We start from the raw sequence: 26,984 nt of genomic DNA on the forward strand, positions 1-26,984 counted from the left end.
TTATTCAGCGGCTTCGACCCCATCCACCAAGATCGGCAATTGCATTTCAAACACTGCACCGCCGTTCTCGGCATTGCGGGCTGTCAATCTTCCACCAAGGTCGTTCACGATCCCCGACGAGATAGCAAGCCCAAGCCCGACACCATCCCCTGGCAGTTTAGTTGTATAAAACGGCTCAAATAGTTCGCCAAAATCCTTGATTCCCACTCCGTTGTCTCGCACTGCAAGAATTGCAGTCTCCCCGGCAGCAAGAATGATCTCAATCTCGGGGTCTACAACAGATTTGGTGGCGTCTAGTGCATTTCGCAAGAGGTTCACCATCACCTGTTCGATCCGCATCCGATCCCCCATCACGTAGACGGGCATGTCAGGCAACACGCGGGCAATCTTCACGTGACGCTGACGCAGCTGAGGCTCCATCATCGACAGGCTAGACGCAAGTGCATCGCCCATGTTTACTGGGTTCAACGTATCACCACCCTTACGTGCGTAAGACTTCAGCTGGCGCGTAATCGCGCCCATTCGTTCGATCAGGTCATCAATCCGACCAAAGGAAACCAAAGCCTCCTCTGGTCGGTTCCGACCCAACAATAATCGAGCACCAGCCAGATAGGTTTTCATGGCCGCCAATGGTTGGTTCAACTCGTGACTGACAGCTGCTGACATCTCCCCCAGCGCCGCCAGTTTTGAGCTCTGCGCCAGACTTTGCTCGGCCACAGCGAGCGTCTGCTGCACCCTTTCCCGTTCGGCGATTTCCCGCTGCAAGCGAGAGTTCAATACGCGAAGCTCCGCCGATTCCCGCTGAATCAAAGCCATGCGCAGCGCTGATCTACGACTCAGCGTGTAGAAACCTAGCGCCAAGAAAATCGCAAACCCCATGATCTCTAGCGCCAAAACGGCATTCACCCGTTCACGGATCGAGGCATAGGTGGTGTAAGATGTCATGTGCCAGCCACGAAACTGGATGCGGTTGGTAATTCGCATCACGGCCTCGCCCTGCAGATAGGCATCCGCAGGCAACACGGTCCAATCTGTTGTGGCACGGATTGCGCGCTGGATCGCGCCCTGTGGGGTTTGCTGGGTCAGGGCGTCGGCCTCGCTTAGGCCCCGCCAACGTGATTCTGTCGCAAGCACAATGGTGCCCGTACTGTCGCTGACCATGACCGCGTCAGAAATTCCGGCCCAGGCACGCTCGAACTTCTGCAGGTCGACCTCGACCACGATCACACCCAGAACTTCCGATGAATCCTCTATCCTGCGGGCATAGGTAAAACTATAGCCACCAGCCTCTCGCGGGATAACAGAGAACACGGTGGTATTGGCGCGAACAGCGTCCACAAAATAAGACGCGTTGCGGTGTCGTTCTCCCAGACGATGGCGATCAGTTGCCGCGACCGTGCGCCCATCCTGCGCCAACAGCATGATTGATGCGGCGCCGATTTCATCAACAAACGAAATCAGTCTTTGGGTAGACAGCGAGAAGTCACTAGACTGAAGCGCCGAGATCAGTGTCTGGTCCCGCGCCAAAAGTTGCGGAACGATGGCATTTTGTCGCAGCTCACTCAACAGGTTGCCGGAATATAGCGCCAAGCGAAGTTCGGCTTTGTTGCGCGTGGTCTGGGTGAACCGATTGGACAGCAATCGGTTGGTTTGCCACACCGTGACCGACACAACCACCAAAAGTAACGCCAGTGCCAGCCGTACCTTCCACGAGAACGTTCGGGACGGCTTTTTGGCCTGATTTTCCGGAGAAAGGGTATGCGGGGCACTCATAAGCGTAAATCTACGCCGAGTGCCCCGCCATCACAAGTCACGCAGTGGCAACGATTCCTGTCAATGCGCGGAACACTGCCACCCCATCGGTGCCGCCGTGGGCTTCGTCCACAGCCCGCTCTGGGTGGGGCATCATGCCCAGAACCCGGCGGTTGTCGGACAGGATGCCGGCAATATCACCAATTGAGCCATTGGGGTTGTCGCAATAGGTAAAGGCAACCCGATCTTCGCCCTGCAGCTTTGCAACTGTTTCAGCATCAGCAAAGTAGTTGCCGTCATGATGTGCAATCGGCACAGTCATCACGTCACCCACAGAATATTCTGATGTGAACACGCTGTCAGTGGTTGCAACCTTCAGGTCAACCGAACGGCAGATATACTTCAGCCCTGAATTACGCAGTAGCGCACCCGGCAAGACACCAGTTTCGGTCAGAACCTGAAAGCCGTTACAGATCCCGATCGCATAACCACCACGATCCGCGTGGTTCACAACAGCCTTACAAATCGGAGACTGGGCCGCAATCGCACCGCAGCGCAGATAATCGCCATAGGAAAATCCGCCTGGCACACCAACGATGTCTACTCCCGATGGAAGCTCGCTATCCTTGTGCCAGACCATCGAAACATCAAAGCCGGCCGCTTCAAAGGCAACCGCGAGATCGCGGTCGCAGTTTGAGCCCGGAAAGACAACAACCGCCGCCTTCATCACAGAATCTCGATGCTGTAGGATTCTATCACTGTGTTGGCCAACAGCTTTTCGCACATGTCAGTGACATCTGCCTCGCTGGAACCTTCAGCCAGGCTCAGGTCAATCACCTTACCCTGGCGAACACCATTCACCTTATCAAAGCCCATCGCCCCCAAGGCGTGGCGCACGGCCTCACCCTGTGGATCCAGAACTCCATTCTTCAGCATCACATGCACCCGTGCCTTCATCGCGTCATTCCTCGATTGCGGTGGCAAAGCCCTATGGACTTCTTTTTGCTAAAAATACTCAAAACCAGACGCCCACAGCGGGCGCCCGGATTATTAGTTGACCAGTGTCGGCTTGCCGCCCTGTGGCGGTGTGTTGGGCATCACGCCCAAGCGTCGTGCGACTTCGGAGTAGGCATCCGTCAGGCTGCCCAGGTCACGGCGGAACACATCTTTGTCCAGCTTGCGACCGGTTTCGATGTCCCAAAGGCGGCAGCTGTCCGGGCTGATCTCATCGGCAACGACCAAGCGCTGGAAGTCGCCTTCGAAAACACGACCAAATTCAATTTTGAAGTCGACCAGACGAATGCCAACACCCAGCATCACGCCAGACATGAAGTCATTCACCCGCAGGGTCATGCTGAGGATATCATCCATATCCTGCTGGCTGGCCCAGCCAAAGGCAGCGATGTGCTCTTCGCTGACCAAAGGATCACCCAGGGCGTCATCTTTGTAACAAAACTCGACAATCGGACGTGGCAGCTGTGTGCCTTCGTCGATTCCCAAACGCGTGCACAGGCTGCCAGCGGCAAAGTTGCGAACGATCACTTCCAGCGGTACGATTTCACAGGTGCGAACCAGTTGTTCGCGCATGTTCAAACGTTTCAGGAAATGGGTCGGGACACCAATTTGCCCCAAGCCTTCCATGAAGTATTCGCTCAGCAGGTTGTTCAGAACACCCTTGCCTTCGATGACATCCTTTTTCTCGGCGTTAAACGCGGTAGCATCGTCTTTGAAATACTGTACGATGGTGCCGGGCTCGGGGCCTTCATACAATGTTTTGGCTTTGCCTTCGTAGATTTTTTTGCGACGCGCCATGGACAGCCTTTCGAGTAAGCCTGGAGTGGATGAGTGAATCCTGTTTGTGCCGCCCTCATAGAGCAAGCCTGCCAGTGCCGCAAGCAACCCGCGCCCCTTGTACCAGCCGAACGCGATACTAATATCAGAACTATAGGAATTCTTTTATCAAAAAGGTGAAAACGGATGACTACATTTGACGACCGAGAACAGGCATTTGAGGCCAAGTTTGCCCATGACGAAGAAATGCAATTCAATGCACAGGCGCGTTGCAATAAATTGCTAGGCCTTTGGGCCGCGGAGAAAATGGGCAAATCAGGAACTCAGGCAGAAGACTACGCTAAGACTGTAGTCACCGCAGATATAGAAGAAGCAGACCACGAAGATGTCGTTCGTAAGTTGACTGCTGATCTGCAGGGCAACGTGACGTCTGAAGAAATCCGGAAAAAACGTGCTGTATTGCTGCCCGAAGCAAAGGCGCAGGTTCTCTCAGAAGCAGGCTAGATCAATCCGCGTTTGCCTCAGGATTTCTGTGGGAATGCAAAAATTGTTCTTGTTTTGGTGAAGCGTCTGAAGCGTTTTGTTTCAGGCTGGCCAAGATCACATCAGGCGTTTCACTGTTGCCACAGCTGGGTGAGGTCACAAAAGTACACCCTCTATTCAGTCACTTAGCGAGCACCCCCCAATCAGCATCCGGCTCACCGTGTCCGATGCCCGACCACTTCGCTAAACTGTTGCGCTGTATCTCATAATGAAGATGAGCAAAATGGATTTGCCTTGTCGCCCGTTGCATGACACAGGACAAGCAAGACAACTGAACCGTTGATGCGGTCCGGGGCTCTGCCCGGCGTTCACAGGATACCTGACATGACCAATACCTTTATTGACTTGCTCAACAGCAAAGATGTGCTGCTAGCCGACGGCGCCACTGGCACCAATCTTTTCAACATGGGCCTGCAATCGGGTGATTCTCCGGAATTGTGGAATGTTGATGAGCCGAACAAAATCAAAGCACTGTATCAAGGTTCTGTTGATGCGGGCAGCGACTTGTTTCTGACCAACACATTTGGCGGAACAGCTTCGCGACTGAAATTGCATGACGCCCAAGACCGTGTGCACGAGCTGAACAAAATTGGCGCCGAGCTTGGCCGTGAAGTTGCCGACAAATCAGATCGCAAGATTGCCGTGGCCGGTTCTGTTGGCCCAACCGGTGAAATCATGCAGCCGGTTGGAGAACTCAGCCATGCCTTGGCTGTTGAAATGTTCCACGAGCAGGCCGAAGGCCTAAAAGCTGGTGGCGTTGACGTTCTTTGGGTGGAAACCATTTCTGCTCCGGAAGAATTCATTGCTGCGGCCGAAGCTTTTGCTCTGGCCGGTATGCCATGGTGTGGCACCATGAGCTTTGACACAGCAGGCCGTACAATGATGGGCGTCACTTCGGCCGCACTGGCTGACTTGGTTGAAACCATTGAAAACAAGCCACTGGCCTTTGGTGCCAACTGCGGCACTGGGGCCTCGGATATTCTGCGCACAGTTCTGGGTTTTGCGGCTCAGGGAACCGAGCGACCAGTAATCTCTAAGGGTAACGCAGGCATCCCAAAATATGTCGACGGCCACATCCACTATGACGGCACACCTGCCCTGATGGCTGAATATGCGGTGATGGCTCGCAATAGCGGTGCCAAGATCATTGGCGGCTGCTGTGGCACCCTACCCGACCACCTGCGTGCCATGCGCGAAGCGCTTGATACCCAGCCACGTGGCGAGCGCCCGACCCTGGATCAGATCGTCGAAAAACTTGGCGGGTTCTCGTCAGCCAGTGATGGAACCGGTGACGACAGCGGCGCACCAAAGCGTGAGCGCCGCAGCCGCCGTCGCGGGTAATCAATCAAGGCAACCGTAGCGCATTTTTGTTGCGGTTGCTTTTGAGTATTTTAGGCAAAAAGAAGCACTGCCCCCCCAATTTATAGCGTTCTATTTTACGCCATCCTTTGCCGTGGGTGGCAGAGAAGAGGAGTGCACCAGCATCTTTACAGCAGCGACAGCTGATCCCCCACCTGCGGCGGGCAGGCAAACAGATCGCAGCGCAGATCAGGTGTTTTCTCTTGCAGTCCTAGTTTCTTGCACGCTGTCTTAAACCGATGCCCGATCATGCGGGCATATTCTCCCTCTCCGCGCATACGCTGACCCCAGCGGGGATCATAATCCCGCCCGCCATGCATTTCCCGCAGTCGCGCCATCACCTTGGCCGCCCTGCCCGGCTCGTGCTCTGCCAACCATTGCTGCCACAGGTCTGACACCTCGCGCGGCAACCGCAGCATGATCCAACTGGCTGCATCGGCGCCAGCCTCTGCGCCAGCCGCTAACAGCGCCTCGACCTCGTGGTCGGTCAATCCCGGTACTATCGGCGCAATCATTATCCGAACGGGAATGCCTGCATCACTGAGCCTTCGGATGGTCGCTAGTCGGCGGGCGGGCGCTGGCGCGCGGGGCTCCATCCGACGTGATAGACTGGGATCTAGCGTGGTCACCGAGACCCCAACCCGAACCAGCCCCTTAGCCGCCATAGGCGCCAGTATATCGATATCCCGTTCGATCATCGCGCCTTTTGTCACAATGGCCACCGGATGATTAAAGTCGCTCAGCACTTTCAAACAGGAGCGCACGACCTTCTGATCCCGCTCTATCGGTTGGTAAGGATCTGTGTTGGTCCCGATCGCCAGTGGAGCCACCCTGTACTTCTTCGCCCGCAGCTCTTGGCGCAGCAGATCTGCAGCATTTGGTCGCGCGATCAGTTTGGTTTCAAAATCCAACCCGGCAGATAGCCCAAGGTAGGCATGGGTCGGCCGTGCAAAACAATAAATGCAGCCGTGCTCACACCCGCGATAGGGATTAAGGGAGCGATCAAAAGGCAGATCAGGCGACCGGTTGTAACTGATAATCGACCGGGCCAATTCCTCGCGAACTTCGGTTGGAACATGCGTCGGCTCAGGCTCGGGGAACCAGCCATCGTCAACCCGCTCATACGACATCTCAAATCGCCCTGCACCGTTGCTAAGCGCGGCCCGTGCTGTGCGGCGTGTAGTTGTGGTTTGATCTTGTGTTTGCATGGTTGCACCATGGACCACCGATGAGAACAAATAAAGAACAAACTCAACAAACCGAAGATCTCCATGTGAAATCTTCATTATTATTTTGCTGTTTTTGGGCATATACGTCGGTTCACGCCATGGCAATGTCGCAAATATTGCAGTTCGCCTGCGACCTTTTGGCAAAAAGGGACAGGAACACGGCCACACCGGGGCAGCCCCCCGACCTAAGTCAAGGAAGACACCCATGTCAGAAGAAGAAGACATCATCCTGGCAGAACTGGACGATGAAGAACTTGTCCAGCAGATGTTTGACGACCTTTATGATGGTCTGCGCGAAGAAATCGAAGAAGGAGTGAACATCCTTCTGTCTCGTGACTGGGAACCTTACAAGGTCCTGACCGAGGCTCTGGTGGGTGGTATGACCATCGTCGGCGCCGACTTCCGCGACGGAATCCTGTTTGTGCCCGAAGTTTTGCTGGCGGCAAACGCGATGAAAGGTGGCATGGCCATCCTGAAACCGCTGTTGGCTGCAACGGGTGCGCCACAAGTCGGAAAGATGGTCATCGGGACCGTCAAGGGCGACATTCACGACATCGGCAAGAACCTTGTTTCGATGATGATGGAAGGCGCCGGTTTTGAAGTAGTGGATCTGGGGATCAACAATCCTGTCGAAAACTATCTCGAAGCACTCGAGCGCGAAAAAGCTGACATCCTTGGCATGTCCGCTCTGCTGACCACAACCATGCCCTACATGAAGGTCGTTATCGATACGATGGTCGAAAATGGGACACGCGATGACTACATCGTGCTGGTTGGCGGTGCGCCGCTGAATGACGAGTTTGGCAAGGCCATTGGTGCCGATAGCTACTGCCGCGATGCAGCCGTGGCCGTGGAAACGGCCAAGGACCTTGTCGCGCGCAAACACAACCAGATGAGCGCCTAACTTGGCGCGCCGGGGAAGAGCGGCACGCCTGCAGGGCCGTGTCGCTCTTCGCCCAAAATCCAGCGACTCAAAGCCCAGCGATCCGCTGGATGACGACGACCTGACGGAACAAGGCCTGGCCGCACCAGTCGCAAAGCCCGGCCGCATCCTGCTGATCGCCTGCGGGGCACTGGCGAGAGAGATTTTAGACATCAACGCTAGCAACCAGTTGTCTCACATGGACCTGACCTGCCTGCCCGCCAAGCTACACCTTTACCCAGACCAAATTCCTGACGCGGTTACTGCCGCGGTGATAAAACACCGTGCCAGCTATGATCAGATATTCGTGGTCTACGCTGATTGCGGCACAGGCGGCGCGCTAGAACGTGCCTGCGCTAAACTAGGGGTAGAGATGGTCGCAGGACCACACTGTTATTCTTTCTTCGAAGGCAACCAAGCCTTCGAAGAAAAGTCATCAGGCGGAGAAATCACCGCCTTCTACCTGACTGACTTCCTGGTCAGACAGTTCGACGCATTTATCTGGCGTCCGATGGGACTAGACAAAAATCCAGAACTGCGTGACATGATTTTTGGCAACTACACGACGCTGGTCTACCAATCCCAGATCAATGATCCCGCGATGGTAGAACGTGCGAAAAACTGCGCAAAACGCCTGGGCCTTGCCTTTGAACATCGCCATACCGGTTACGGCGATCTGGCGCCAACCCTGCGCAGTTGGGCCGGGTCCGCACCTTCATCTGGCTAAAAATATCCCGGGGTGAATTGGCCTTCGGCCAAGAGGGGCTGGCCCCTCCCATAAACCTTGGGACTTCTAGACTGCCTCGGCAGAAATCGCGCGAATCTTTTCGATCATCGATCGAACACCATTTGAGCGTTGCGCAGAAAGGTGATCATTCAGCCCCAGACGACCAAGCTCGCTCTGCGCATCAACCTGCCCAACGTCAACTACAGGCAGCCCGTTATATAAGGCCCGCAAAACGGCAACCAGACCGCGTACTATCATTGCGTCACTGTCACCGGTAAACGAAAATATCCCTTGGTCCACAGATGGGTGAAGCCACACCTGACTTGCGCAACCATGAACCTTGGTCGACGGCACCTTTAGTGCATCATCCATTGGCTCCATTGCCTTACCGAAATCAATGACATAACGATATCTATCTTCCCAATCCTCTAGGAATTCGAAATCCTCGACAATGTCCTCAAAGGCAGCGCTAGCCATGGTTTAAATCCGTTTTGTTGACGCAAGTGATCTCACTTCGACCTATGCTGAGTGATGTTTTTTTTCAACCGCTTTTCATCATGCTCGCAATCGGGTAATCCCTTGTAAGGACAATTCAAACGGACGGCTTCCATGCGCATTTCAATTGCAGTTCTATTGATCACCGGGATTACCCTTTCCGGGTGCAACAGTTGGCGGGGGTCTAAGGCGAACCCAAGCAACTGGTTCGGAAAGTCAAACAATACCGAGACATCGGATGTCGCGAATGCGGGTGAGATCAATCCTCTCATCCCAGAAAACGCCGACTCTGGCCTGTTTAGCAGTTCGAATGCTCCCGAAGAGGATTTCAGCGTTCCTGTAGCCAGTGTAACTGAGCTAAGAATTGAACGCACTCCTTCAGGCGCCATCATCTATGCAACTGGGCTGGCCAGCCGCCAAGGGGCCTTTGACGTCCGCCTAGACCTAAATGAAGACAGCGATGAAAACACGCTCGAATACAGTTTCCGAGCTGTTTATCCAGAGTATGCAACACCTGCCGGGACAGATTTTAGTCGAACCCTTCGAGTCGCACAAAGCCTGACCCATCAGGATTTGGCTGGCGTGAACCTGATCCGTGTTTCCAGTGAAAGCAATGCGCGCGAAACTCGTCGCTAAGCTGACTTGCATTCGAGCGCCCACTGGGCGCTCGCTTGGTTACTCAACCAGTCGTATCAGAGTTCGACGACCCTGACGGTCTGCCCCTTAGCCGCCAGCGCGATTTGACCGTCACACAGCCTGAGAGCATCAGCCCCAAAAACTTCTAGCCGCCATCCTGACAGGGCCGCGACGTCGCGCTGACCGGCTGCAATTGCATCCAGGTCAGAGCTCGGCGCAATCAGTTTGGCAGCGACACCGGCATTTTCAGTTTTGGATTTCAGCAGGACCCGCAACAAATCAGCCAGTGCGGGATTAACCTGCAGCTTTTCTTTGGTGCGGTCCGGTTTGGGCATTTTCTCTGCCGGGCAGTTCACACCACGAGCCACCGCTGCAAGGATACCTTCGGCAATCGCACCACGGCGGGCCTCGCGTAGCAATAGACGCGATCCGCCCAGATCAGATCCGGTTTTGGGCTTGGTCGAGGCCAGCTCTACAAGTGCGTCATCCTTGAACACCCGATTGCGCGGTACGTTGTTTGTCTGGGCGTAATCTTCGCGAAACGCCGCAAGCTCACGCACCAAAGCCAGGAATTTGGACGAATTGGTCCGCGTTTTGATACGGCGCCAGGCATCCTGTGGCTGAATGTCATAGGTGCCGGGATTGGTCAGCACTTGCAGCTCTTCAGTAACCCAGTGGCCTCGTCCGCTTTTCTCCAGCTCAGCCGCCAAATACTGATACACAACGCGCAGATGCGTGACATCCGCCAGCGCATAGTTCTTTTGCGCGTCAGTAAGTGGGCGACGTGACCAGTCGGTAAACCGAGAGCTCTTGTCGACACCCTCTTTAACAATCTTACGGACCAGTGTTTCATAACCGGCTTGATCGCCGAAGCCACAAACCATGGCCGCGACTTGCGTATCAAACAAAGGTTTGGGAAAGACTTTGGCATCGACCCAGAAAATTTCCAGGTCCTGGCGCGCAGCATGGAAGACTTTGACCACGGATTCGTCACGAAACAGGTCGTACAGCGGATCAAGTTCCAGGCCGTCTGCCAGAGGGTCAACCAGCACTGCGTTTTCATCGCCTTCACCTGGAAAGGCCAGCTGAACCAGACAGAGTTTGGAGTAATAAGTTCGTTCACGCAGGAACTCTGTATCCACCGTCACAAAGGGATGTTTTGCCGCTTCTAGGCAAAACTCTTTTAGCTCTTCGGTGGTGGTCAGAGTTTTCATAAATTGCGTCTTTTCTTGATGTTTTCCTGCATATCTCCCCCCTGATACGCGCTTGTGGGGAGCTTTGCAAACAGCCCCACAAGTTGCGTTGGCTTAGCCCAGAAAAACGGGGGTCCGGTCGCCTGCGGCATAGCGGCGCAAGACAGCTGGGTAAAGAATATGCTCCTGAGTGAGAACCCGTGCTGCTAGTGTTTCAGGGGTATCGTCCGCCAGAACAGGCACCTTGGCCTGACCTAGCAGTGGCCCGTCGTCCAGCACAGCTGTTACTTCGTGAACCGAACAACCATGCTCGGCGTCGCCCGCCTCTAGTGCGCGGGCGTGGGTGTGCAAACCAGTGTATTTGGGCAGCAACGATGGGTGAATGTTCAGCATCCGACCCTGAAATTGTGTCACAAAATCAGAGGTCAGCACCCGCATGAAACCTGCCAGACACACGATGTCAGCACCCGATTCCAGAATTGGCTTCACCAGCTCTGTCTCAAACGCCTGCCGGTCGCCTTTGAACGGGCGGTGATCGACAACAGCAGTTGCAACGCCAGCGTCAGCAGCTTTCTTCAGGCCGCCAGCGTCGGAGTTATTAGATAAAACAAGGCAGGGTCGCGCAGGATGATCGCCGGTCATGCTATTGACCAGCGTCATCATGTTGGAACCGCCACCCGATATCAGGATGGCGACCTTTTTGTGTCCGCTCACAGCAGTGAGCCCGAGTAGCGCATGCCAGCGCCTGAGGTGACGGTGCCAAGGCGCGACACGGTTTCGCCTTCGGCGGTCAGAAGTTCGGTCAGTGCGTCAGCCTTGTCTGCCGAAACAGACAGGATCATGCCAATTCCGCAGTTGAAGGTTTTCAGCATCTCGGATTCTTCGATGTTGCCTGTTTTGGCCATCCACTGGAACACACCGGGCAGTTCCCATGCGTTCAGGTCGATGTCGGCGCCCAGATCATCGGGCAACACGCGTGGCAGGTTTTCGGTCAGGCCACCGCCAGTGATATGGGCCAGTGCGTGAACGCCCCCTTCCCGCACTGCGGCTAGACAGGATTTCACGTATAGGCGTGTAGGGGTCAGCAGAACCTCACCCAGCTTGCCGTCGAAGAATGGGCAATCGTCGTCCCAGCCCAGACCGGACACTTCGACCAAGCGGCGTACCAGCGAGTAGCCGTTGGAGTGAACACCATCAGAAGCCAGCCCCAACAGCACGTCGCCCTCGGCCACGTCAGCAGGCAGCGCGGTGCCGCGTTCCATGGCACCAACCGAGAAACCAGCTAGATCGAAGTCACCTTTGGGGTACATGCCGGGCATTTCAGCGGTTTCGCCACCGATCAGCGCGCAGTTTGAACGTACACAACCCTCCGCGATGCCTTCGATGATGCGGGCAGCGGTTTCGGTTTCCAGCTTGCCGGTGGCAAAGTAGTCGAGGAAGAACAGCGGCTCAGCACCCTGACAGACCAGATCGTTGACACACATGGCAACCAGATCGATGCCGACGCCGTCAACCACACCGGTGTCGATGGCGATGCGTAGCTTGGTGCCTACACCGTCGGTGGCACCAACGAGGATTGGATCGCTATAACCAGCGTCTTTAAGATCAAACAGCGCGCCAAAGCCGCCTAGGCCGCTCATCACGCCCGAGCGGTTTGTGCGTTTGGCAGCCGGTTTGATCCGGTCTACCAGCGCGTTGCCTGCATCAATATCCACGCCTGCATCTGCATAGGTCAGGCCGTTTTTGCCAGTGGTCATCGCCGGGCTCCTTGGTATGAGTTGCGCAGCCTTTAACGCAACGTCTACCAGAATGAAATAAGCGATTCCGCCGCGCCCCTAAAACAAGGCGCGGCAGATGTTATTTTCGCCCTTTATAGGGCGTATTGCCAGGGAGCAGCCTGATAACGATAGGCATCGCCCTCACGATGCACACGGCCCAAGCCGGGAAAATCAATATGCGCACCGGTGACCAGCAGGTTGTCAGCCGCAGCCCGGTCCATCATCTTATGGCGGGTGTCGGCAGTTTGGGCTGGGTCCATATCATAGGCGATGGTCCAGTCTGGATGGGCAAACTGAAGCCCGGTCATATGGATAATATCGCCCCAGAACAGCAGTGAGGAAACACCTGAGTTCAGCATGAAACCGGTGTGACCGGGAGTGTGCCCCGGCAATGGCAGCGATGAGAACCCCGGTGCGACCTCTGCCTCGCCTTCGATCATTTTCAGACGGTTGCTGTAGGGTGACGTGGTATTTCGGGCCATATGAAAGAACGGCTGATTGCCCTCTGGTACGCCTGCCAGAATGGCATCATCATACCAGAAATCCCATTCTGCCTTGGCCACTGCCAGCTCAGCATTTTCAAAGACAGCGTTCCCCTCGGCATCAACCAGACCACCGCTGTGATCTGGGTGCATGTGGGTCAACAGCACAGTGTCAATATCCGCTGGCTTCACACCGGCAGCGGCAAGCCCTGCCCCCAAGTTGCCCAGCGTTGGCCCCATCAGTTGCGCGGTGCCTGCATCAATCAGCGTCAAGCGATCACCGGTATTGACCAAGTAGCCATTCACCGGAATTCGCACCGCATCATTTACGGTTGATTGTATATTCTGCGCCATTGCTGTGGCCGCTTTGTCCGCATCATATCCAGAGATGAGTTGGGTCCCCAGATCAATGTGACCGTCCAACAACGCGGTGACCTCGGCATCTCCGACAGTAAAGCGATAGACCCCCGGGACCTGTTGCCCTGCCTTGGGTGCTGAGGCGCTTGCCTGCTTGGCGGTGGCTGGAACGAGCGCAGCGGCGGCTGGAAGAGCGGCGGCGCCATACAAAAAGTTTCTGCGGTTGATTGTCATAATAGGCTCCAATACCTAGTTCTTGATCATCGTGGTGCAGGACAGGTAGTCAGCCACCCTGCGCGACAACAGCCACAGTTTGGCGATACCGGTTATTAGCAACGCTTATAGGATCAATATGGATCGTCTTGGACTATTGGAAACCTTCGCCAGTGCAATCGATGAAGGTAGCCTAAACAAAACCGCAAAGCGGCTTGGCATTACGCAATCGGCTGTTAGTCAGCAGATCAAACAACTGGAAACCCTGTTCGGCGAGCAGTTGCTGCATCGCAGTTCAAAGGGCGTGCAAACCACCCGTGCTGGGGAATTGGTGGCCAAACATGCACGGTCGATCCAAACCGGATATGAAGTGTTGCAGGCTGAAATGGCGGATATGAAGGACACGATTTCCGGCACCTTCCGCCTGAGTGTCAGCAATATTCTAGGCCGCGCGATCGTTGGCCCTTTGTCCATTGATCTGGATTCACCCTATCCCGATCTCAATATCGTAATGCGGTTAGAGGATCGGCTGGTTGATGTGGTACGCGAGGGTTATGACCTTGCCATTCGTACTGGCCGACTTGGTGACACGGATGGCTTTGGCCGCAAAATCGGAGCGCTGAGTACGGTTCTGTTTGCCAGCCCCGCCTATCTTGATGATATCGGACGCCCAGAGCTGCCCGAGGATCTGCAGCGCCTGAAACTGATCCAACATCACGAAGAGCCAACCCGCCGCCAGTTTTCGGTGTTCAGGGACGGCAAAGAGTACCGAACGCCAGTGAACATTGGTTTCACTGCCGATGACCCGGACCTCATTCAACAAGCGGTGAACAACTGCACAGGTTTCGCACGCGCGCCGCGCTTCCTGATTGCTGACCAACTGGCCGATGGTACATACGAACAGGTGCTGCCAAACTACTCGACAGCCGACAAACCAGTTTATGCGATCTACCCGACGCGTCATTCAGCCAGTCGCCGACATGAGGTTATCCTGCAAAGGGTTGTTGAGAAATTGGCGGTCTTGCAGGCAAAATATAAACAAGTTCAATCACCAACGTTGCAATCACCACTTGACCTCCCGCGAGCCATTGCCTAACCACCGGACTTGGCGGGCCTGTAGCTCAATTGGTTAGAGCAGAGCGCTCATAACGCTTTGGTTGGGGGTTCGAGTCCCTCCGGGCCTACCAAATTTCCGTCTAAATCGTTGTTATAAAGTAATAATTTCGAATAGGGCCAGCAGGAAATCATCGCCTAAAGACATCACTATACGGCCTTGGCCGAGCGAAAATTGCTCGCGACGGTGACCAATTTCATTTCGCCCAGCCCCTTGATATCATGGGTACCAAAATCGCCGAGGCGGAATTCATCAATCAGGTCATAGGTCATTTCTGTTGGGGCAACGATGGTCATCGGCTCGGCCATCATCTGCAAGCGCGAAGCCATGTTCACTGATGGGCCAAAGACATCATAGACATATTTCTGAATGCCGACGACGGACCCCACGACCGAGCCAGTTCCCAGACCGATACGTGCCTGCCATTTGTGCTGGTAGCTCTGGTTGCGCCGGTCTAGAAAACGCAGGAACCGTACTGCGCAATTTGCCACTGAACGGGCATGATCCGGTGTCGCGATTGGCATTCCAGAAACTGCCAAATAAGCATCACCAATTGTCTTGATCCGCTCGCAGCCAAACTGCTCTACAATTCGATCAAAGGCAGTGAAGATATCATTCAGTTCGCTCAGCGTTACTGTCGGGTCGGTGCAGGCCGCAAATTTGGTAAAGTCAATGAGATCCAGCATAACCACTGAGACGTTCTCGTAGAGCTGCGGTGTCACAACGCCAAAGGTTTTGAATTCTTCGTAGACCGAACGCGGCATTAGGTTCAGCAGCAGCCGCTCAACCCGTTCTTTTTCGCGTTCCAATTGGCGAGTATTACGTTCCACCATCGAGGAATAGCTGTCGATCATACCTTCCAGCTCTCGGACACGGGTGATGTTTTGACACTCCACCACAAGTAACGGCTCAAAGCCGTTTTTGGTTACCGAAATACTGACTGCAATCACTAGGGATCGGCGCTTTAGCTTGATCTGGACTTCGCCGTTAAAGGGTTGCCCGTTCTCCAGCACCGAAGCCAAGTTATCTTGATCTAACCCCTCGATGACTTCGGTCAGAGTACTGCCTGATACTGGTTCGCCGAACCATTTAGCAAAAGGTTCGTTGTAGAAGATGAACTCCATCCCTGGCATCCGCGCGATCGCCACACCGACCCCGATGGAGCGCAAGAGCTGCTCATTGATCTCTGCGATGCTCATGATCCAATGCTCACAATCATTTTTCTGCGGGCTTCAATTTCACCGATCACGGTCTCCACATCGTCCCGGGCCATGCCATGGTCCACCAATGTTCCAGCCAGAAGGCTCACCATCTCATCAAAATCCGCATGGCAGATCTCCAGTTGGCGGTGCACGCGATGCAGCTGGTCATCGCTAAAGGAAACCGGCCCACCAAGAAGTGATGAGATGAATTTGGTCTGATGGTCAATGAGTTGCGACAGATCCACATCGACGAAATAGTCGCCGATCTGATCAGAATCGAGAGCCTTATCGTAGAATGCCATTACAATCCTACTGACCGTTTTGAAGCCGCCGTATTTTTCGTAGATTGTTCCAGCCATTGCCACTCACCATCATCAAGTTGACAGAACTTGCCTTCATAGTAGGCCGATAAGCGGCTTCGGACAGTTATGGCCTATTCAAAGTTCCATGAAAGGGATGTTATTGGCGGAAATTTAGGTTGAACTAGAAGATTTCATTGTGCCGCTTCGAGCCCAGTATTCTGCTGAAATGGATTGCAGCTTTTCCGCGTATGCCAGTCCCCCTTTATTCACTATGTCTCGGAAGTCAGCATCTGGTTGCGAAAAGATCAGAGTCGAAGCAACCGAAGAGAAGGAATAGCGGGTGGGAACCACGATCTGCCTGCAAGCGAGATCGGTGGGAAAGTAATAAGAATGCAATTGATGGATGAACTTTTGAATTGGAGAAACTACCATTCACTGTGCGCATCACCAATGGTCGAATAGAGCCGACGAAATCACAGAAGCAGCAAACTCTCTCGAGCCATTACTGTGGTGCCAACTGACATCGGATGGCGCCAAAAATTCGCCACATACTGGCCTGTCTTCACATAAAGTGATTCTACATCGTTGATCTATTCACGACAACAAAAGTGACAATTCGCCCGCATCGTCACGCCTCTGTCAACAATCCCCTGCCAACCAGCCAAACCTAAGCTACTGTCAGAAAACACTTTTCATAAAAACGGCCCAATTATGTTCGTTTTCCCTAAAACTCGTGGCAACTTTATGGCAATTGTTAGTCAAGGATGGGGGCGTCCAATATTCTAGGGATAAGGTGTTCCAAGCTATGCGCTAGGGCACGCACCGGTTTTCGAAGCCTGTAGACAAATAATCCGCATGTTCGAAAGGTGCCTGCGATCACACAATACTGCAGTTTGTTGCCGGTAACGGAGCAAGCAACTTGCCTGATCCGCATCACACGGCTCGGAGAGTTTCTGCAGTGCGCGCGATCTCTTGAATATGGGTTGTTAATGAAGAGTAGGAAATAATTGATGTTTTGGAAGAGCACACACCTTTTTGCAGCCTGTATATTATTGCTTCCCAGCTTCGCCCAAAGCGCAACTGTTGTTCCTTTGACCACGGGAACGGACTGGAGTGAATTCAGGTTCGATATTGGCTTGGGCGGCGGCGAGTGGCGCGATACAAATGATATCCCTAAAGGCGGTGCTCCTGGGGTAGTATCATTTTCGGTAAATCTGCGTTCCGCCGCATATCTTCAGGTTACTGACGCATTCCTATCCGGCGATATTTTCGAAGTATTTTCAAATGGGAAGTCTCTTGGGCACACCTCCTCACCTGTTCGTAGCTTGGTCGATGACTACATAGGAGACGATTATTCAGCCGCCGTAACAAATGCTAGCTATAGTTCCGGCCAGTGGCTTCTTGAGGCAGGGACCCACACGATAACGGGCTTTGTCACCTCTCAACCACAAATGCGCGGGCGCGCAGCGCTTCGAGTCGTCGATGTATCAGCGGTTCCACTGCCAGGTGGCATGGTCCTCCTGCTGGGTGCAGGTGCAGCACTTGGTGCCGCACGCCGCCGTAAATCCAAAGCTAGGGGGGCAAACTCATGATTGCGTTTCAAAAAACAGCAACAGTTGCCTTTGCGCTTGTAGTGTCACTAGGAGCGGCAGACAGTGTGAGTGCGATAGAGAATTCGCAGGTTTGCAACGCTGGATATGCACGCCAAACGCTCAAATCGGGAGATTACACTCAACTGTGCGGCTGCACGGCTGTCTCTACGTCGTTTATCCGCAGAGTTCAGCGACATAGCGGATTTGAAGAGGTCCTGAGTGTCACATCAAGCAGCTGCCCCCCTTTGGCGGATGTCTTGACCAATATTGTCACCGCGACAACCAGACCTTTCCAAGGACCAGGCGGGCGGTCCTGTGACGAAAGTGACGGACCATGTGGCGAAGAAAGGGAGGTTTCCTATCCAACGCCGAACACAACAAGTTCGACACCAGAACCATCCGATCCATCGCCGGAACCGACCGACCCGTCACCTGAGCCAAATGATCCAACGCCGGAGCCAACTGAACCTGAATTGGACAACGGCTGGTAAAAAATGAGGGCAGTGCTAATTCGCACTGCCCTTTTGATTTTGCGGAACCGATAGCTGCACAGTTGAGCGAAGTTCCGGACTGAATAAAGCTCAAAGAAACCTAGGTGGCCGACGCTAGTCGCACCCATCCTGTGGGCTTTTTTGGGTTTTGCATGCGTAGGAAAATGTAGCCTGTGTCTGACCAAGACTTGATCTGGTCAGTCAAGTTGTCGAGCACAAAATCACCTTTGTCGGTCCGCACAATGAGCACCGCGTGGCCACGTCGGTTTGTGTCAAGAACAGTTGCAATCAGCAAGGATTGAGCCGGATACCCCAATCGGATCAAATCCCGTTTCTTGAGAAGTGCGAAATCTTCGCAATCCCCGCCGCGCGCTGTTGGAAGTGTCCATTTCTCTTCAACCCGAAACTGAGTTATGTCAGCGACTTCGCGAGTTCTCCGGTTTACGGATCGATTGACTTTGACAATTTCTGCCATATCCGATTTCAGGATTTTTCCGGTCTTTGGGCTGACCGAACAGGCCCAAGCATTAACTTCGCACAATTGGCGGGCCCCATCTGGAGCCACAACATTACCGCCGGGATTAAGAAAGTTGGACTTCGGCTTTGCCTGCACAGGAGACACCGAAAGGCCTAGAAGCAATGTAACGCTTACAAACTTGGCGATGTCGCGATGGAACCGACAAATGCCTGCCAAACTCCGCGCCACGAGGTGTGTTGTTTGGTTTCTATTCATCACAAATTCCCTATATCGGCGACTGACACCGCCGTTAGATCAATAGAATGTGGCAAAATCCTGCCCACATTGCGGCAGCTATAATTTTATCCAAGTATCTGGCAAACAAATTATCATGACGTAAACAGGTCAACTTTAATGCTGGCGCTACAAGGGCCATGCCCGGTAATCCTGCACTGGTGCTAGCAATACCTCCTTCGCCGGGGCAATTTGACGCCCTAGATATGGAAATCGCGTTTTCTAAATTGCCGCAGCCATTAGCCGATATGTAATCTGAGCTGCTGTAAAATCCCAAGCAGCGTTGCCATCCGGGGCCAGCTCGACCACATCCAGACCAACGCATTTGCGGTCTTTCAAGGCGTGTTCGACAAGCCGTAGTGCCTGGTAGAACCCCAGACCACCCGGGACGGGTGTGCCGGTGGCAGGCATTTGAGAAGGGTCCAGACCGTCGACATCAAACGAGACATAGATCAAATCGGGGAAGTCATCGGGTAGGTCAACGGCAAGCGTGTTGCTTGTCACTAGATCCTCGGCGTCGCGATAGAAGACATTGTTATGCTCGCGGCTGTCCACTTCCTGTTTGCACAGGGCGCGTACGCCAAATTGGGCGATGCGAATGCCCTGTTCGCTGAGCAGATGCATCACTGAGGCATGTGAGTGCTCTTCGCCTTGGTAGGCGATCCGCAGATCGGCGTGGGCGTCGATTTGGACAATACCAACTGGTTTTCCTAACGCCCGCGCGACCCCCATGGCTGCCCCAAACGACAGAGAGTGTTCTCCACCCAGCGTGACCGGGATCTTTCCCTCTGTAATCGCGGCCTCGGTGCGTGCGGCAAGGCGTTCCATAACCTCTGGCAACGGGCCGCCGCAGTCTACTGGACTTTCAGTAAAAATACCGCGTGCGCAAGGTTCAGCCCCGTTGCACAGGCGTTCCAGCTCGTTGCTGGCATCCAGAATGGCCTGTGGGCCATGTTTGGTCCCTGCCCCATACGACACAGTGCGCTCCAGTGGCATCGGGATCACCCGGAACAGAGCGTCTGCGCTGCGTTCTGCGCTGGTCAATTCGCTGTCTAGGAAGATGCTCATATCATGAAAGCCTGTTTCTGAAGTCGTCGTAGGAAAACTCTCGCACCATCGTCAGTGCATCGGTTTCTGAATTCCACAGGGCAATGGTCGGCAGAGCGACGCCGTTGAAGGTATTGGTTTTGACCATCGAGTAATGCGCCTGATCCAGAAATGCGAAGCGGTCGCCGATGTTGAGGGGTTGCGCCCGCGCATAATCGCCAATCACGTCGCCAGCCAGACAGGAAGGGCCGCCAAACCTATACATTCGACCATCTGTGACCTCATCCAGCATCGCCGGACGATACGGGGCTTCGATAACGTCAGGCATGTGGCAGGTGGCCGAGATATCAGTGATGGCGAGGTCGATTTGGTTTTGTGGCAGGTCGAGGATTTCGCCGACCAGAATGCCAGCATCCAGCGCCACCGCCTCTCCCGGTTCCAAATAGATTTCTAGGCCAGTTCGGGCTCGTAAATCGGTAATAAATGTAATCAGCGCGTCGCGATCATAGTCGGCTCGGGTAATGTGGTGACCACCGCCGAAGTTCAGCCATTTCAACTGGCCCAGATAGGGGGTGATGCGGTCTTCGATAGCCCCCCATGTGTGCGCCAAGGGTTCGAAACCTTGCTCGCAGAGCGTATGCATGTGCAGCCCATCGACGCCTTTCAGAGATGCAAGATCAAGCTGGGAAATCGGCATCCCCAATCGAGACCCCGGTGCACAGGGGTCGTATTTGGGGATCTCACCTTCGGAATGTTCCGGATTGATCCGCAAGCCCACATGAACTGGTCGGCCCGAGGCCAGAATATTTGGGAGAAACCGGTCTTTCTGCGCGACTGAGTTGAAAATCAGGTGATCTGAGAGAGAAATGATCTGGTCGATTTCGCTGGCTTTGTAGCCTGCGCAATAGGTGACGACGGTGCCGCCATATTCCTCGCGCGCGAGGCGGGCCTCAAACAGGCCCGAGGCACAGGTGCCACTTAGATAACGGCGCACCAATGGAGCCAATGAGAACATCGAGAACGCCTTGAGCGCCGAGAGCACCTGCGCACCGGATTGGTCGGCAACATCCCTAAGGATCGCGAGGTTGCGTTCGACTGCAACCTCATCGACCACAAAGCAAGGGCTGGGAACACAGCTCAGATCAAAGCGCTTAAACGCTCCTGCGTCCCCAGCCTGGGTTTGCATCACTTCTGCCAAGGTTCAGAACTCTACCGGGCCGTCGAGTTCATGTACCTGCCAAGGCAGACCGTGTTCGTTCAGCATGTCCATGAAGTTGTCTGGGTCCAGCTGTTCCATGTTCCACACACCTGGCTGGTTCCAGTTGCCCTTTAGCACCTGAGCCGCACCAATCATCGCAGGAACACCGGTGGTATAGGACACGGCCTGACTGCCCACTTCGGCGTAACATTCCTCATGATCGCAGATATTGTAGATGTAGTAGGTCTTCTCGCCACTGCCGTCTTTGGACTGCCCTGTGGCGATATCACCAATACAGGCCTTGCCCTTGGTCAGTTCACCCAGATCGCTGGGATCAGGTAGAAGCGTGGTCAGGAACTTGATCGGGATGATTTCCTGACCTTCGTGCATCACTGGCTCAATCCCTGTCATGCCAACATTCTGAAGCACTTTGGCATGCATGATGTAGGCATCACCAAAGGTCATCCAGAACCGTGCGCGTTCGATCTCGGGGAAGTGGGTCGAGAGCGATTCCAGTTCCTCGTGATACATCAGGTACATGTTCTTGGGGCCAATGCCGGGAAAATCGTATTCGACCTTGTGGGTCATTGCCGGGGATGGCTGCCACGCACCATTTTCCCAATGGCGGGCCTCGGCCAAGACTTCGCGCAGGTTGATTTCAGGATTGAAGTTGGTGGCAAAGGCCTGACCGTTGTCACCGCCATTGGCATCCAGAATATCGATCTGGCGGATGGTGTCCAGTTTGTGCTTTCGCAGCCATGTCGCGAATACCGAAGTAACTCCTGGATCGAAACCAGAGCCCAGAATGGCGGTCAGGCCAGCGGCCTTGAACTTGTCCTGATAGGCCCACTGCCAGTGATACTCAAACTTGGCGACATCCTCGGGTTCATAGTTAGCAGTATCCAGATAGTTGATACCGGCCTCTAGACAGGCATCCATCAGTTTCAGATCCTGATAGGGCAGCGCCAGATTGACCAGCAGTTCAGCACCGGTCTCGCGGATCAAGGCCACCACAGCGGGCACATCCATGGCGTCTACTTCTGCTGTGCGGATATCGACACCGGTACGGGATTTCACTGCCGCAGCAATGTCATCGCATTTGAACTTGCGTCGTGATGCCAGCGTGATCTCGGTGAAAATATCCGAGTTCATAGCCATCTTATGTACGGCCGCAGAGGATACCCCGCCCGCGCCGATCACCAGTGTTTTACCCATGGTTTTCTCTCCAGATGAGTGTTTATTCATAGTAGGTATAGCCGTTTATGCTGTCGCGATACGCGGCCATTAGGGTTTTTCGGTCTTTGGCGTCCAGACGGTTTTCCGAAATCGCCTGATCAATCAGCTTGCGAAACGCCGCGACACAGTCACGTGGGTCATATTCAACGTAGGACAGGACCTCGGCAATTGTATCGCCTTCCTGTTCGTGCAGCAGGTCAAAACTGGCATCATTGCGCAGCTCAATCGTGGCGATGTTGGTATCGCCAAACAGATTGTGCAAGTCGCCTAGCGTTTCCTGATAGGCCCCCACGAAAAAGGCCCCGATGTAATAGGGCTGCGTGTCATCCAGCGTATGCACGGGCAAGGAACGCGACACGCCGTCGGCCAGAATAAAGCTGTCGATTTTGCCGTCCGAGTCGCAGGTGATATCGGACAGGACGGCCCGTCTGTCCGGTGTCTCGTTCAATTTTTGTAACGGTACAACCGGATGCAATTGATCGATGGCCCAGACATCAGGCAGCGACTGAAACAGGGAAAAGTTGCAGTGGTAGATATCTGCCAGCTTTTCAAGATGTGCATCAATTTCGGGAGCCGTTCCGACTGCTGGTGCGATTTGCTTTATCTTGGACATCAGATGCAGATAAATCCGTTCGCTCCGCGCCATCTGACGTAGATCTATATAGCCACGGCGAAACAGAGCCCGCAGCTCGTTGCGATAGAATGTCGCGTCATTCAGGCATTCCTGTAGACGATCCTGGCTTAGGTACTCTGCAATTGCGGCAAGGTCCGCGACCAGATGGTGGTCATCGGCATCAGGCTCTGGGGCGGAATGGGCGTCATACAGGGTTGCTTCCAGCACATTGAAGATCAGCATCGAGGAGGTGGCAACAACGGCCCGTCCGCTTTCTGTTACCAGCGTCGGATGCTCTAACCCGGCTTCGTCCAGCGCGTAAGAAACGGTTTCCACAACATTGGCGCAGTATTCGGCCACCGAGTAATTGATCGAATTCTCAGCAGCCGTTTTTTCGCCAGTATAGTCCACCCCAAGACCACCACCCAGATCGAGGTGAGTTAGTGGCACACCTTCGCGGGATAGTTCGATAAAGTACCGGCAGGCCTCTCCGGCGGCGCGGCGTACATCGTTCACATCAGGGATCTGCGAGCCGAGGTGCGAGTGCTGGAGTTTTAGGCAATGCAGCAAGTTAGCTTCGCGGAGGCGATCAACAACCGAAACCAATTGGTCGGTAGGCATGCCAAAGGTGGACCTATCACCAGAGCTTTCAGCCCAATTGCCGCTTATCTGGTTGCTTAATTTGACGCGGACACCCAACAGCGGTTCTTGGCCCAGTTCGGCGACAACCTCTAGAACGGTCTCCAGTTCTTTTGGGCTTTCCAAAACGATGACGGTGTTGAACCCGAGTTTGCGCGACAGAATTGCAAGGCGGATGAATTCGGCATCTTTCACACCGTTACAAACGATTAGCGCATCCTTGGCCAGAGTGTGCGCCAGTGCGATCACCAGCTCTGGCTTTGATCCGGCCTCTAACCCATAGGAATACGGGCGGCCAAATTCAACAATTCGATCAATGACTTGCGCCTGTTGATTCACCTTGATCGGGAAGACCCCACGATATTGTCCCTTGTACCCCGCCCGAGAAATGGCAGCGGCAAAGTTGTCGTTTATGCTGCGGATCCCTTGCTCTAGAAACGAACTGACGCGCAGCAGCAATGGCGAGTGGATACCGCGCTCCTGAAGACCGTGGATGATCGAAGGCAGGCTGACATCCGGTGCATCGGGGGCCAACGGATTTTTAAGAGCCAGATCCCCATTGGGTAGAACCGACACAAGGTCCATACCCCATCTGTCGATCGCGTAAACTGCATGTGGCGCTGTTTCTTGCAATGTCACAGCTGGATCTCCTGAGATGGGATGCAAATGGCACGACTCGTCCGCTGTTTGCTCATATATCTCTGAATATTATTGTCACAAGCGGAAATTCCAGTCGCAGCACTATTCCTGCTGATGTTCGCGGCACCGCTGACCTAAACCTTGGATGCTAAGACGGGTTTGCCTAGGTGGTCGGTTTCATTTGACCGTTATGGGAAATTCGGCCGATCCCCCAATAGCTGATGGAAACCATTATCGCTGCAGTTGCCAAACACAACGGCAGTCCTCCGATCTGATATGTCAGCCCAGACAGGACAGTGCCAGTCAATCGACCCGCTGCATTTGCCATGTAGTAAAAGCCAACGTCCATAGTCACCCGTTTGGCATCAGCAAAGGACAGGATCAGGTAAGAGTGCAGCGAAGAGTTCACGGCGAATACTCCGCCAAACGCCAGTAAACCGATAATAATCGCAGCAGTCAGACCGTTAGATGGACCAGAGGACAAGAACACGGAAACAGCAAGCACAAGTGGGATACCTACCAGCATGCCAGCCCATAGTCTTGCCTGCCACAACAGGTCCCGCTCAGACTTGGATTTGGCATTCAGAATTCGAGGGGCACTGCCCTGAACAAATCCATACAGGATCGTCCAGACCGCCATGAAGCTGCCAATCATGAAGAAGGCCCGTTGATTTCCCGCCTCGGACCCATCTGACAGGACCGCATAGAAATAGATCGGTATGCCGACAACGAACCAGACATCTCTGGCGCCAAACAAAAACAATCGGGCAAAGCTAAGCCAGTTGATGTTGCTGTTCTTTGACAGCACCTCAGAGAATTTAGCATCTTTGCGGCCGCCGGTTAGTCCTGATGGTCGTGCGCTAATCAAGGCAAACAGGATAAGCATCAGAACCGCAGCCATCGCCATGATGGAGGGAACAAAGCCAAAGGCGCCCAGTAGCCCTGCCCCCAGCAAGAACCCCAATCCTTTCACCGCGTTCTTCGATCCGGTTAGAAATGCAACCCATTTGAACAGACCGCCGCCTTCGGCCGGGGCAAGCAGTTTCACGGCACTTTTGGAACTCATCTTGGCCAGATCCTTGGCGACACCTGACAGCCCCTGCACGGACATCACAAAGACAACGGAGGCCGAGATTCCCCATGCCGGATCAAGTTGCGCCAATAGCAACAAGGCAATCACCTGCAGACCTAACCCGGCATAGAGCGTTGTCATCAGGCCAAACCGGGCCGCAATCCAACCAGCCGACAGATTGGTGACAACACCCGCTATTTCGTACAGGACAAACAGATAGGCCAGTTGAACCGGTGAAAAGCCAAGCGTGTGAAAGTGCAGCAGGACCAGCATCCGCAAGGCCCCGTCGGTCAGCATAAAGGCCCAATATGCGGCGGTCACCGCAATATAGGCCTTAACCCCTGCAGGGCGTGTCACAGCGCGTTACCGACCATCAGGGCCACATCCACCAAACGATGGGCATAGCCATACTCATTGTCATACCAGGCATAGACCTTTAGCTGCGTTCCGTTCACCACCATGGTCGACGGCGCATCAATGATACTGCTGCGTCTGTCATTGGTATAATCCGACGACACCAAAGGCCGGGTTTCATATCCCAGAATTCCCTTCAGAGCCCCTTTGGAGGCCTGTTCAAACAGTGCGTTCACCTCTTCCACCGTGGTGTCACGCTCCATCTCAAAAACGCAATCGGTGATGGACGCATTCAGCAACGGCACCCGAACCGCATGACCGTTCAGTTTTCCTGCAAGTTCGGGATAGATCAAAGTGATCGCCGTTGCCGACCCTGTTGTGGTCGGGATCAGGTTGGTTAGGGCCGAGCGCGCGCGCCGCAGGTCCTTTGCCGGGCGGTCAATGATGGTCTGTGTATTGGTCACATCATGGATCGTTGTGATCGAGCCATGCTTGATGCCAATCCCTTCCATCAGAACCTTGACCACCGGGGCCAGACAATTGGTGGTGCAGCTTGCTGCGGTAATGATTTGATGCGTATCAGGGTCAAATTCTCCCTCATTCACCCCATAAACAATATTGGCGGTTGGACCATCCTTGACTGGGGCTGAAACAACTACCTTCTTAACACCGGCGGCAAAATACGGGGCCAGACTCGCCTCCGTCTTGAATGCGCCGGTGCAGTCAATCACCACATCCACGCCATCTAGCGGCAGTTCCGCCAGGTTTCTGGTACAGGTGACGGGGATACGCACATCATCGATCCAGATCGATGTTTCATCGGCGGAAAATTCAGCAGGCCAGCGGCCATGAACACTGTCGAACTCCAACAAATGCGCATGCATTTCCGGGTCGCCGACGGCATCATTTATAAACGCCAGTTCCGCGCCACTTTCCAACAAGGGACGCAATGCAAGTTTTCCCATACGGCCGAGGCCGTTCAAAGCATACACCGTCATGTTCTCAGATATCCCGCATTGATTAAGTCACTCAGCGCCAAGAGGCGTTCAGAACGTATACATTTCACATTCTATGAGTACAGAAATCGCAATTCCAAGACAAATGAAGCTTTTGTAACGCCGCCGCCCCTATCCCTTCATGAGTTTTTGTATGTGTTTAGCGAACCAGTATGTGAGTGGTGCTCCGAGAACCAAGCCGACATATATTGAGTTTACGGGCGAGAGGACTGGCCAACCGATCCATGATGTGATGAGGGAA

26 protein-coding genes and 1 tRNA gene are annotated in these 26,984 nt (G+C 54.2%); 8 read left to right on the forward strand and 19 right to left on the reverse strand.

The genetic code is table 11. From position 1 onward, the window contains the following. From DL239_RS14855 to purC, 4 genes are all read right to left on the reverse strand, one after another. Positions 1-1,773 carry a sensor histidine kinase gene (locus DL239_RS14855; protein ID WP_167684884.1) on the reverse strand — a complete coding sequence of 591 codons (1,773 nt, stop codon included), beginning with the start codon at positions 1,771-1,773 and terminating at the stop codon, positions 1-3. A gap of 37 nt (positions 1,774-1,810) precedes the next feature. Continuing rightward, positions 1,811-2,479 carry a phosphoribosylformylglycinamidine synthase subunit PurQ gene (purQ, locus tag DL239_RS14860; protein ID WP_167684885.1) on the reverse strand — a complete coding sequence of 223 codons (669 nt, stop codon included), beginning with the start codon at positions 2,477-2,479 and terminating at the stop codon, positions 1,811-1,813. Further along, on the reverse strand, positions 2,479-2,709 hold the full coding sequence (gene purS / locus DL239_RS14865; RefSeq protein WP_167684886.1) for a phosphoribosylformylglycinamidine synthase subunit PurS: 231 nt from the start codon (positions 2,707-2,709) through the stop codon (positions 2,479-2,481). Before purS ends, purQ begins: the two co-directional genes overlap by 1 nt. Positions 2,710-2,802: 93 nt before the next feature. Beyond that, complete coding sequence (gene purC / locus DL239_RS14870) at positions 2,803-3,564, reverse strand: phosphoribosylaminoimidazolesuccinocarboxamide synthase (RefSeq protein ID WP_167684887.1); 762 nt, start codon at positions 3,562-3,564, stop codon at positions 2,803-2,805. Positions 3,565-3,729: 165 nt separating this feature from the next. On the opposite strand from purC, the gene DL239_RS14875 reads away from it, so the two are divergent. Both DL239_RS14875 and bmt read left to right on the forward strand, forming a co-directional pair. Continuing rightward, complete coding sequence (locus DL239_RS14875; protein WP_167684888.1) at positions 3,730-4,047, forward strand: DUF1476 domain-containing protein; 318 nt, start codon at positions 3,730-3,732, stop codon at positions 4,045-4,047. Between the two features lie 363 nt (positions 4,048-4,410). Then, positions 4,411-5,427 (forward strand): betaine--homocysteine S-methyltransferase, encoded by a 1,017-nt coding sequence (gene bmt, locus DL239_RS14880; protein ID WP_167684889.1) that lies wholly within the window; start codon positions 4,411-4,413, stop codon positions 5,425-5,427. Between the two features lie 146 nt (positions 5,428-5,573). On the opposite strand, the gene DL239_RS14885 is transcribed toward bmt, so the two are convergent. Then, positions 5,574-6,653, reverse strand: coding sequence for a PA0069 family radical SAM protein (locus tag DL239_RS14885; protein WP_167684890.1), 1,080 nt, complete (start codon positions 6,651-6,653; stop codon positions 5,574-5,576). A 226-nt stretch (positions 6,654-6,879) separates the two neighbouring features. Between DL239_RS14885 and DL239_RS14890 the strand changes: the two genes are divergently transcribed. Together DL239_RS14890 and DL239_RS14895 are read left to right on the forward strand one after the other, a co-directional pair. Continuing rightward, positions 6,880-7,578, forward strand: coding sequence for a corrinoid protein (locus tag DL239_RS14890; protein WP_167684891.1), 699 nt, complete (start codon positions 6,880-6,882; stop codon positions 7,576-7,578). A 1-nt stretch (position 7,579) separates the two neighbouring features. After that, positions 7,580-8,323: a DUF1638 domain-containing protein gene (locus DL239_RS14895; RefSeq protein ID WP_167684892.1), complete on the forward strand. Its 744-nt coding sequence runs from the start codon at positions 7,580-7,582 to the stop codon at positions 8,321-8,323. A gap of 66 nt (positions 8,324-8,389) precedes the next feature. Here DL239_RS14895 and DL239_RS14900 read toward each other — a convergent pair whose 3' ends face one another. Continuing rightward, entirely contained in the window at positions 8,390-8,800 is a 411-nt protein-coding gene (locus tag DL239_RS14900; RefSeq protein WP_167684893.1) for a SufE family protein, read from the reverse strand. A 132-nt stretch (positions 8,801-8,932) separates the two neighbouring features. On the opposite strand from DL239_RS14900, the gene DL239_RS14905 reads away from it, so the two are divergent. Beyond that, positions 8,933-9,454, forward strand: coding sequence for a hypothetical protein (locus DL239_RS14905; RefSeq protein ID WP_167684894.1), 522 nt, complete (start codon positions 8,933-8,935; stop codon positions 9,452-9,454). Positions 9,455-9,510: 56 nt separating this feature from the next. Here DL239_RS14905 and rnd read toward each other — a convergent pair whose 3' ends face one another. The 4 genes from rnd to DL239_RS14925 form a co-directional block, all read right to left on the reverse strand. Next, positions 9,511-10,668, reverse strand: coding sequence for a ribonuclease D (gene rnd, locus DL239_RS14910; protein WP_167684895.1), 1,158 nt, complete (start codon positions 10,666-10,668; stop codon positions 9,511-9,513). Between the two features lie 93 nt (positions 10,669-10,761). After that, the gene (gene purN, locus DL239_RS14915) at positions 10,762-11,361 is read right to left on the reverse strand and encodes a phosphoribosylglycinamide formyltransferase (protein WP_167684896.1); all 600 of its coding nucleotides are present in this window, start codon (positions 11,359-11,361) and stop codon (positions 10,762-10,764) included. Next, positions 11,358-12,404 (reverse strand): phosphoribosylformylglycinamidine cyclo-ligase, encoded by a 1,047-nt coding sequence (purM, locus tag DL239_RS14920; protein WP_167684897.1) that lies wholly within the window; start codon positions 12,402-12,404, stop codon positions 11,358-11,360. Before purM ends, purN begins: the two co-directional genes overlap by 4 nt. Positions 12,405-12,517: 113 nt before the next feature. Next, positions 12,518-13,498 carry an MBL fold metallo-hydrolase gene (locus DL239_RS14925; RefSeq protein ID WP_167684898.1) on the reverse strand — a complete coding sequence of 327 codons (981 nt, stop codon included), beginning with the start codon at positions 13,496-13,498 and terminating at the stop codon, positions 12,518-12,520. 118 nt (positions 13,499-13,616) lie between these two features. On the opposite strand from DL239_RS14925, the gene DL239_RS14930 reads away from it, so the two are divergent. Then, positions 13,617-14,573: a LysR family transcriptional regulator gene (locus DL239_RS14930; RefSeq protein ID WP_167684899.1), complete on the forward strand. Its 957-nt coding sequence runs from the start codon at positions 13,617-13,619 to the stop codon at positions 14,571-14,573. A gap of 14 nt (positions 14,574-14,587) precedes the next feature. Further along, positions 14,588-14,664 (forward strand) — tRNA-Ile (locus DL239_RS14935). A gap of 76 nt (positions 14,665-14,740) precedes the next feature. Here DL239_RS14935 and DL239_RS14940 read toward each other — a convergent pair. Beyond that, positions 14,741-15,790 (reverse strand): adenylate/guanylate cyclase domain-containing protein, encoded by a 1,050-nt coding sequence (locus tag DL239_RS14940; RefSeq protein WP_167684900.1) that lies wholly within the window; start codon positions 15,788-15,790, stop codon positions 14,741-14,743. Then, positions 15,787-16,152, reverse strand: coding sequence for a group I truncated hemoglobin (locus DL239_RS14945; RefSeq protein ID WP_167684901.1), 366 nt, complete (start codon positions 16,150-16,152; stop codon positions 15,787-15,789). The genes DL239_RS14940 and DL239_RS14945 overlap by 4 nt, the downstream gene beginning before the upstream one ends. A gap of 953 nt (positions 16,153-17,105) precedes the next feature. Between DL239_RS14945 and DL239_RS14950 the strand changes: the two genes are divergently transcribed. Then, positions 17,106-17,687, forward strand: a complete 582-nt coding sequence (locus DL239_RS14950) for a hypothetical protein (RefSeq protein WP_206188469.1) — start codon at positions 17,106-17,108, stop codon at positions 17,685-17,687. A gap of 591 nt (positions 17,688-18,278) precedes the next feature. Here DL239_RS14950 and DL239_RS14955 read toward each other — a convergent pair. From DL239_RS14955 to DL239_RS14985, 7 genes are all read right to left on the reverse strand, one after another. Then, positions 18,279-18,911 (reverse strand): transglutaminase-like cysteine peptidase, encoded by a 633-nt coding sequence (locus DL239_RS14955; RefSeq protein ID WP_167684903.1) that lies wholly within the window; start codon positions 18,909-18,911, stop codon positions 18,279-18,281. Between the two features lie 240 nt (positions 18,912-19,151). After that, the gene (gene speB / locus DL239_RS14960; RefSeq protein ID WP_167684904.1) at positions 19,152-19,997 is read right to left on the reverse strand and encodes an agmatinase; all 846 of its coding nucleotides are present in this window, start codon (positions 19,995-19,997) and stop codon (positions 19,152-19,154) included. Between the two features lies 1 nt (position 19,998). After that, the gene (gene nspC / locus DL239_RS14965) at positions 19,999-21,162 is read right to left on the reverse strand and encodes a carboxynorspermidine decarboxylase (protein ID WP_167684905.1); all 1,164 of its coding nucleotides are present in this window, start codon (positions 21,160-21,162) and stop codon (positions 19,999-20,001) included. Positions 21,163-21,177: 15 nt separating this feature from the next. Beyond that, on the reverse strand, positions 21,178-22,389 hold the full coding sequence (locus DL239_RS14970; RefSeq protein ID WP_167684906.1) for a saccharopine dehydrogenase family protein: 1,212 nt from the start codon (positions 22,387-22,389) through the stop codon (positions 21,178-21,180). Between the two features lie 22 nt (positions 22,390-22,411). Further along, on the reverse strand, positions 22,412-24,295 hold the full coding sequence (gene speA / locus DL239_RS14975) for a biosynthetic arginine decarboxylase (protein WP_167684914.1): 1,884 nt from the start codon (positions 24,293-24,295) through the stop codon (positions 22,412-22,414). 169 nt (positions 24,296-24,464) lie between these two features. Further along, positions 24,465-25,730, reverse strand: a complete 1,266-nt coding sequence (gene arsJ / locus DL239_RS14980) for an organoarsenical effux MFS transporter ArsJ (RefSeq protein WP_167684907.1) — start codon at positions 25,728-25,730, stop codon at positions 24,465-24,467. Next, positions 25,727-26,725 (reverse strand): ArsJ-associated glyceraldehyde-3-phosphate dehydrogenase, encoded by a 999-nt coding sequence (locus DL239_RS14985; RefSeq protein WP_167684908.1) that lies wholly within the window; start codon positions 26,723-26,725, stop codon positions 25,727-25,729. Before DL239_RS14985 ends, arsJ begins: the two co-directional genes overlap by 4 nt. Positions 26,726-26,984 lie beyond the last annotated feature (259 nt).

The organism is Parasedimentitalea denitrificans, from assembly GCF_011813015.1.
GTDB classification, from domain to species: Bacteria; Pseudomonadota; Alphaproteobacteria; order Rhodobacterales; family Rhodobacteraceae; genus Parasedimentitalea; species Parasedimentitalea denitrificans.

Bases quoted from the DNA above. Each gene is read 5' to 3' on its own strand.
- DL239_RS14855 (WP_167684884.1), bottom strand. From the start codon at position 1,773: ATGAGTGCCCCGCATACCCTTTCTCCGGAAAATCAGGCCAAAAAGCCG.
- purQ (WP_167684885.1), bottom strand. From the start codon at position 2,479: ATGAAGGCGGCGGTTGTTGTCTTTCCGGGCTCAAACTGCGACCGCGAT.
- purS (WP_167684886.1), bottom strand. From the start codon at position 2,709: ATGAAGGCACGGGTGCATGTGATGCTGAAGAATGGAGTTCTGGATCCA.
- purC (WP_167684887.1), bottom strand. From the start codon at position 3,564: ATGGCGCGTCGCAAAAAAATCTACGAAGGCAAAGCCAAAACATTGTAT.
- DL239_RS14875 (WP_167684888.1), top strand. From the start codon at position 3,730: ATGACTACATTTGACGACCGAGAACAGGCATTTGAGGCCAAGTTTGCC.
- bmt (WP_167684889.1), top strand. From the start codon at position 4,411: ATGACCAATACCTTTATTGACTTGCTCAACAGCAAAGATGTGCTGCTA.
- DL239_RS14885 (WP_167684890.1), bottom strand. From the start codon at position 6,653: ATGCAAACACAAGATCAAACCACAACTACACGCCGCACAGCACGGGCC.
- DL239_RS14890 (WP_167684891.1), top strand. From the start codon at position 6,880: ATGTCAGAAGAAGAAGACATCATCCTGGCAGAACTGGACGATGAAGAA.
- DL239_RS14900 (WP_167684893.1), bottom strand. From the start codon at position 8,800: ATGGCTAGCGCTGCCTTTGAGGACATTGTCGAGGATTTCGAATTCCTA.
- DL239_RS14905 (WP_167684894.1), top strand. From the start codon at position 8,933: ATGCGCATTTCAATTGCAGTTCTATTGATCACCGGGATTACCCTTTCC.
- rnd (WP_167684895.1), bottom strand. From the start codon at position 10,668: ATGAAAACTCTGACCACCACCGAAGAGCTAAAAGAGTTTTGCCTAGAA.
- purM (WP_167684897.1), bottom strand. From the start codon at position 12,404: ATGACCACTGGCAAAAACGGCCTGACCTATGCAGATGCAGGCGTGGAT.
- DL239_RS14925 (WP_167684898.1), bottom strand. From the start codon at position 13,498: ATGACAATCAACCGCAGAAACTTTTTGTATGGCGCCGCCGCTCTTCCA.
- DL239_RS14930 (WP_167684899.1), top strand. From the start codon at position 13,617: ATGGATCGTCTTGGACTATTGGAAACCTTCGCCAGTGCAATCGATGAA.
- DL239_RS14940 (WP_167684900.1), bottom strand. From the start codon at position 15,790: ATGAGCATCGCAGAGATCAATGAGCAGCTCTTGCGCTCCATCGGGGTC.
- DL239_RS14945 (WP_167684901.1), bottom strand. From the start codon at position 16,152: ATGGCTGGAACAATCTACGAAAAATACGGCGGCTTCAAAACGGTCAGT.
- DL239_RS14950 (WP_206188469.1), top strand. From the start codon at position 17,106: ATGTTTTGGAAGAGCACACACCTTTTTGCAGCCTGTATATTATTGCTT.
- DL239_RS14955 (WP_167684903.1), bottom strand. From the start codon at position 18,911: ATGAATAGAAACCAAACAACACACCTCGTGGCGCGGAGTTTGGCAGGC.
- speB (WP_167684904.1), bottom strand. From the start codon at position 19,997: ATGAGCATCTTCCTAGACAGCGAATTGACCAGCGCAGAACGCAGCGCA.
- nspC (WP_167684905.1), bottom strand. From the start codon at position 21,162: ATGCAAACCCAGGCTGGGGACGCAGGAGCGTTTAAGCGCTTTGATCTG.
- DL239_RS14970 (WP_167684906.1), bottom strand. From the start codon at position 22,389: ATGGGTAAAACACTGGTGATCGGCGCGGGCGGGGTATCCTCTGCGGCC.
- DL239_RS14985 (WP_167684908.1), bottom strand. From the start codon at position 26,725: ATGACGGTGTATGCTTTGAACGGCCTCGGCCGTATGGGAAAACTTGCA.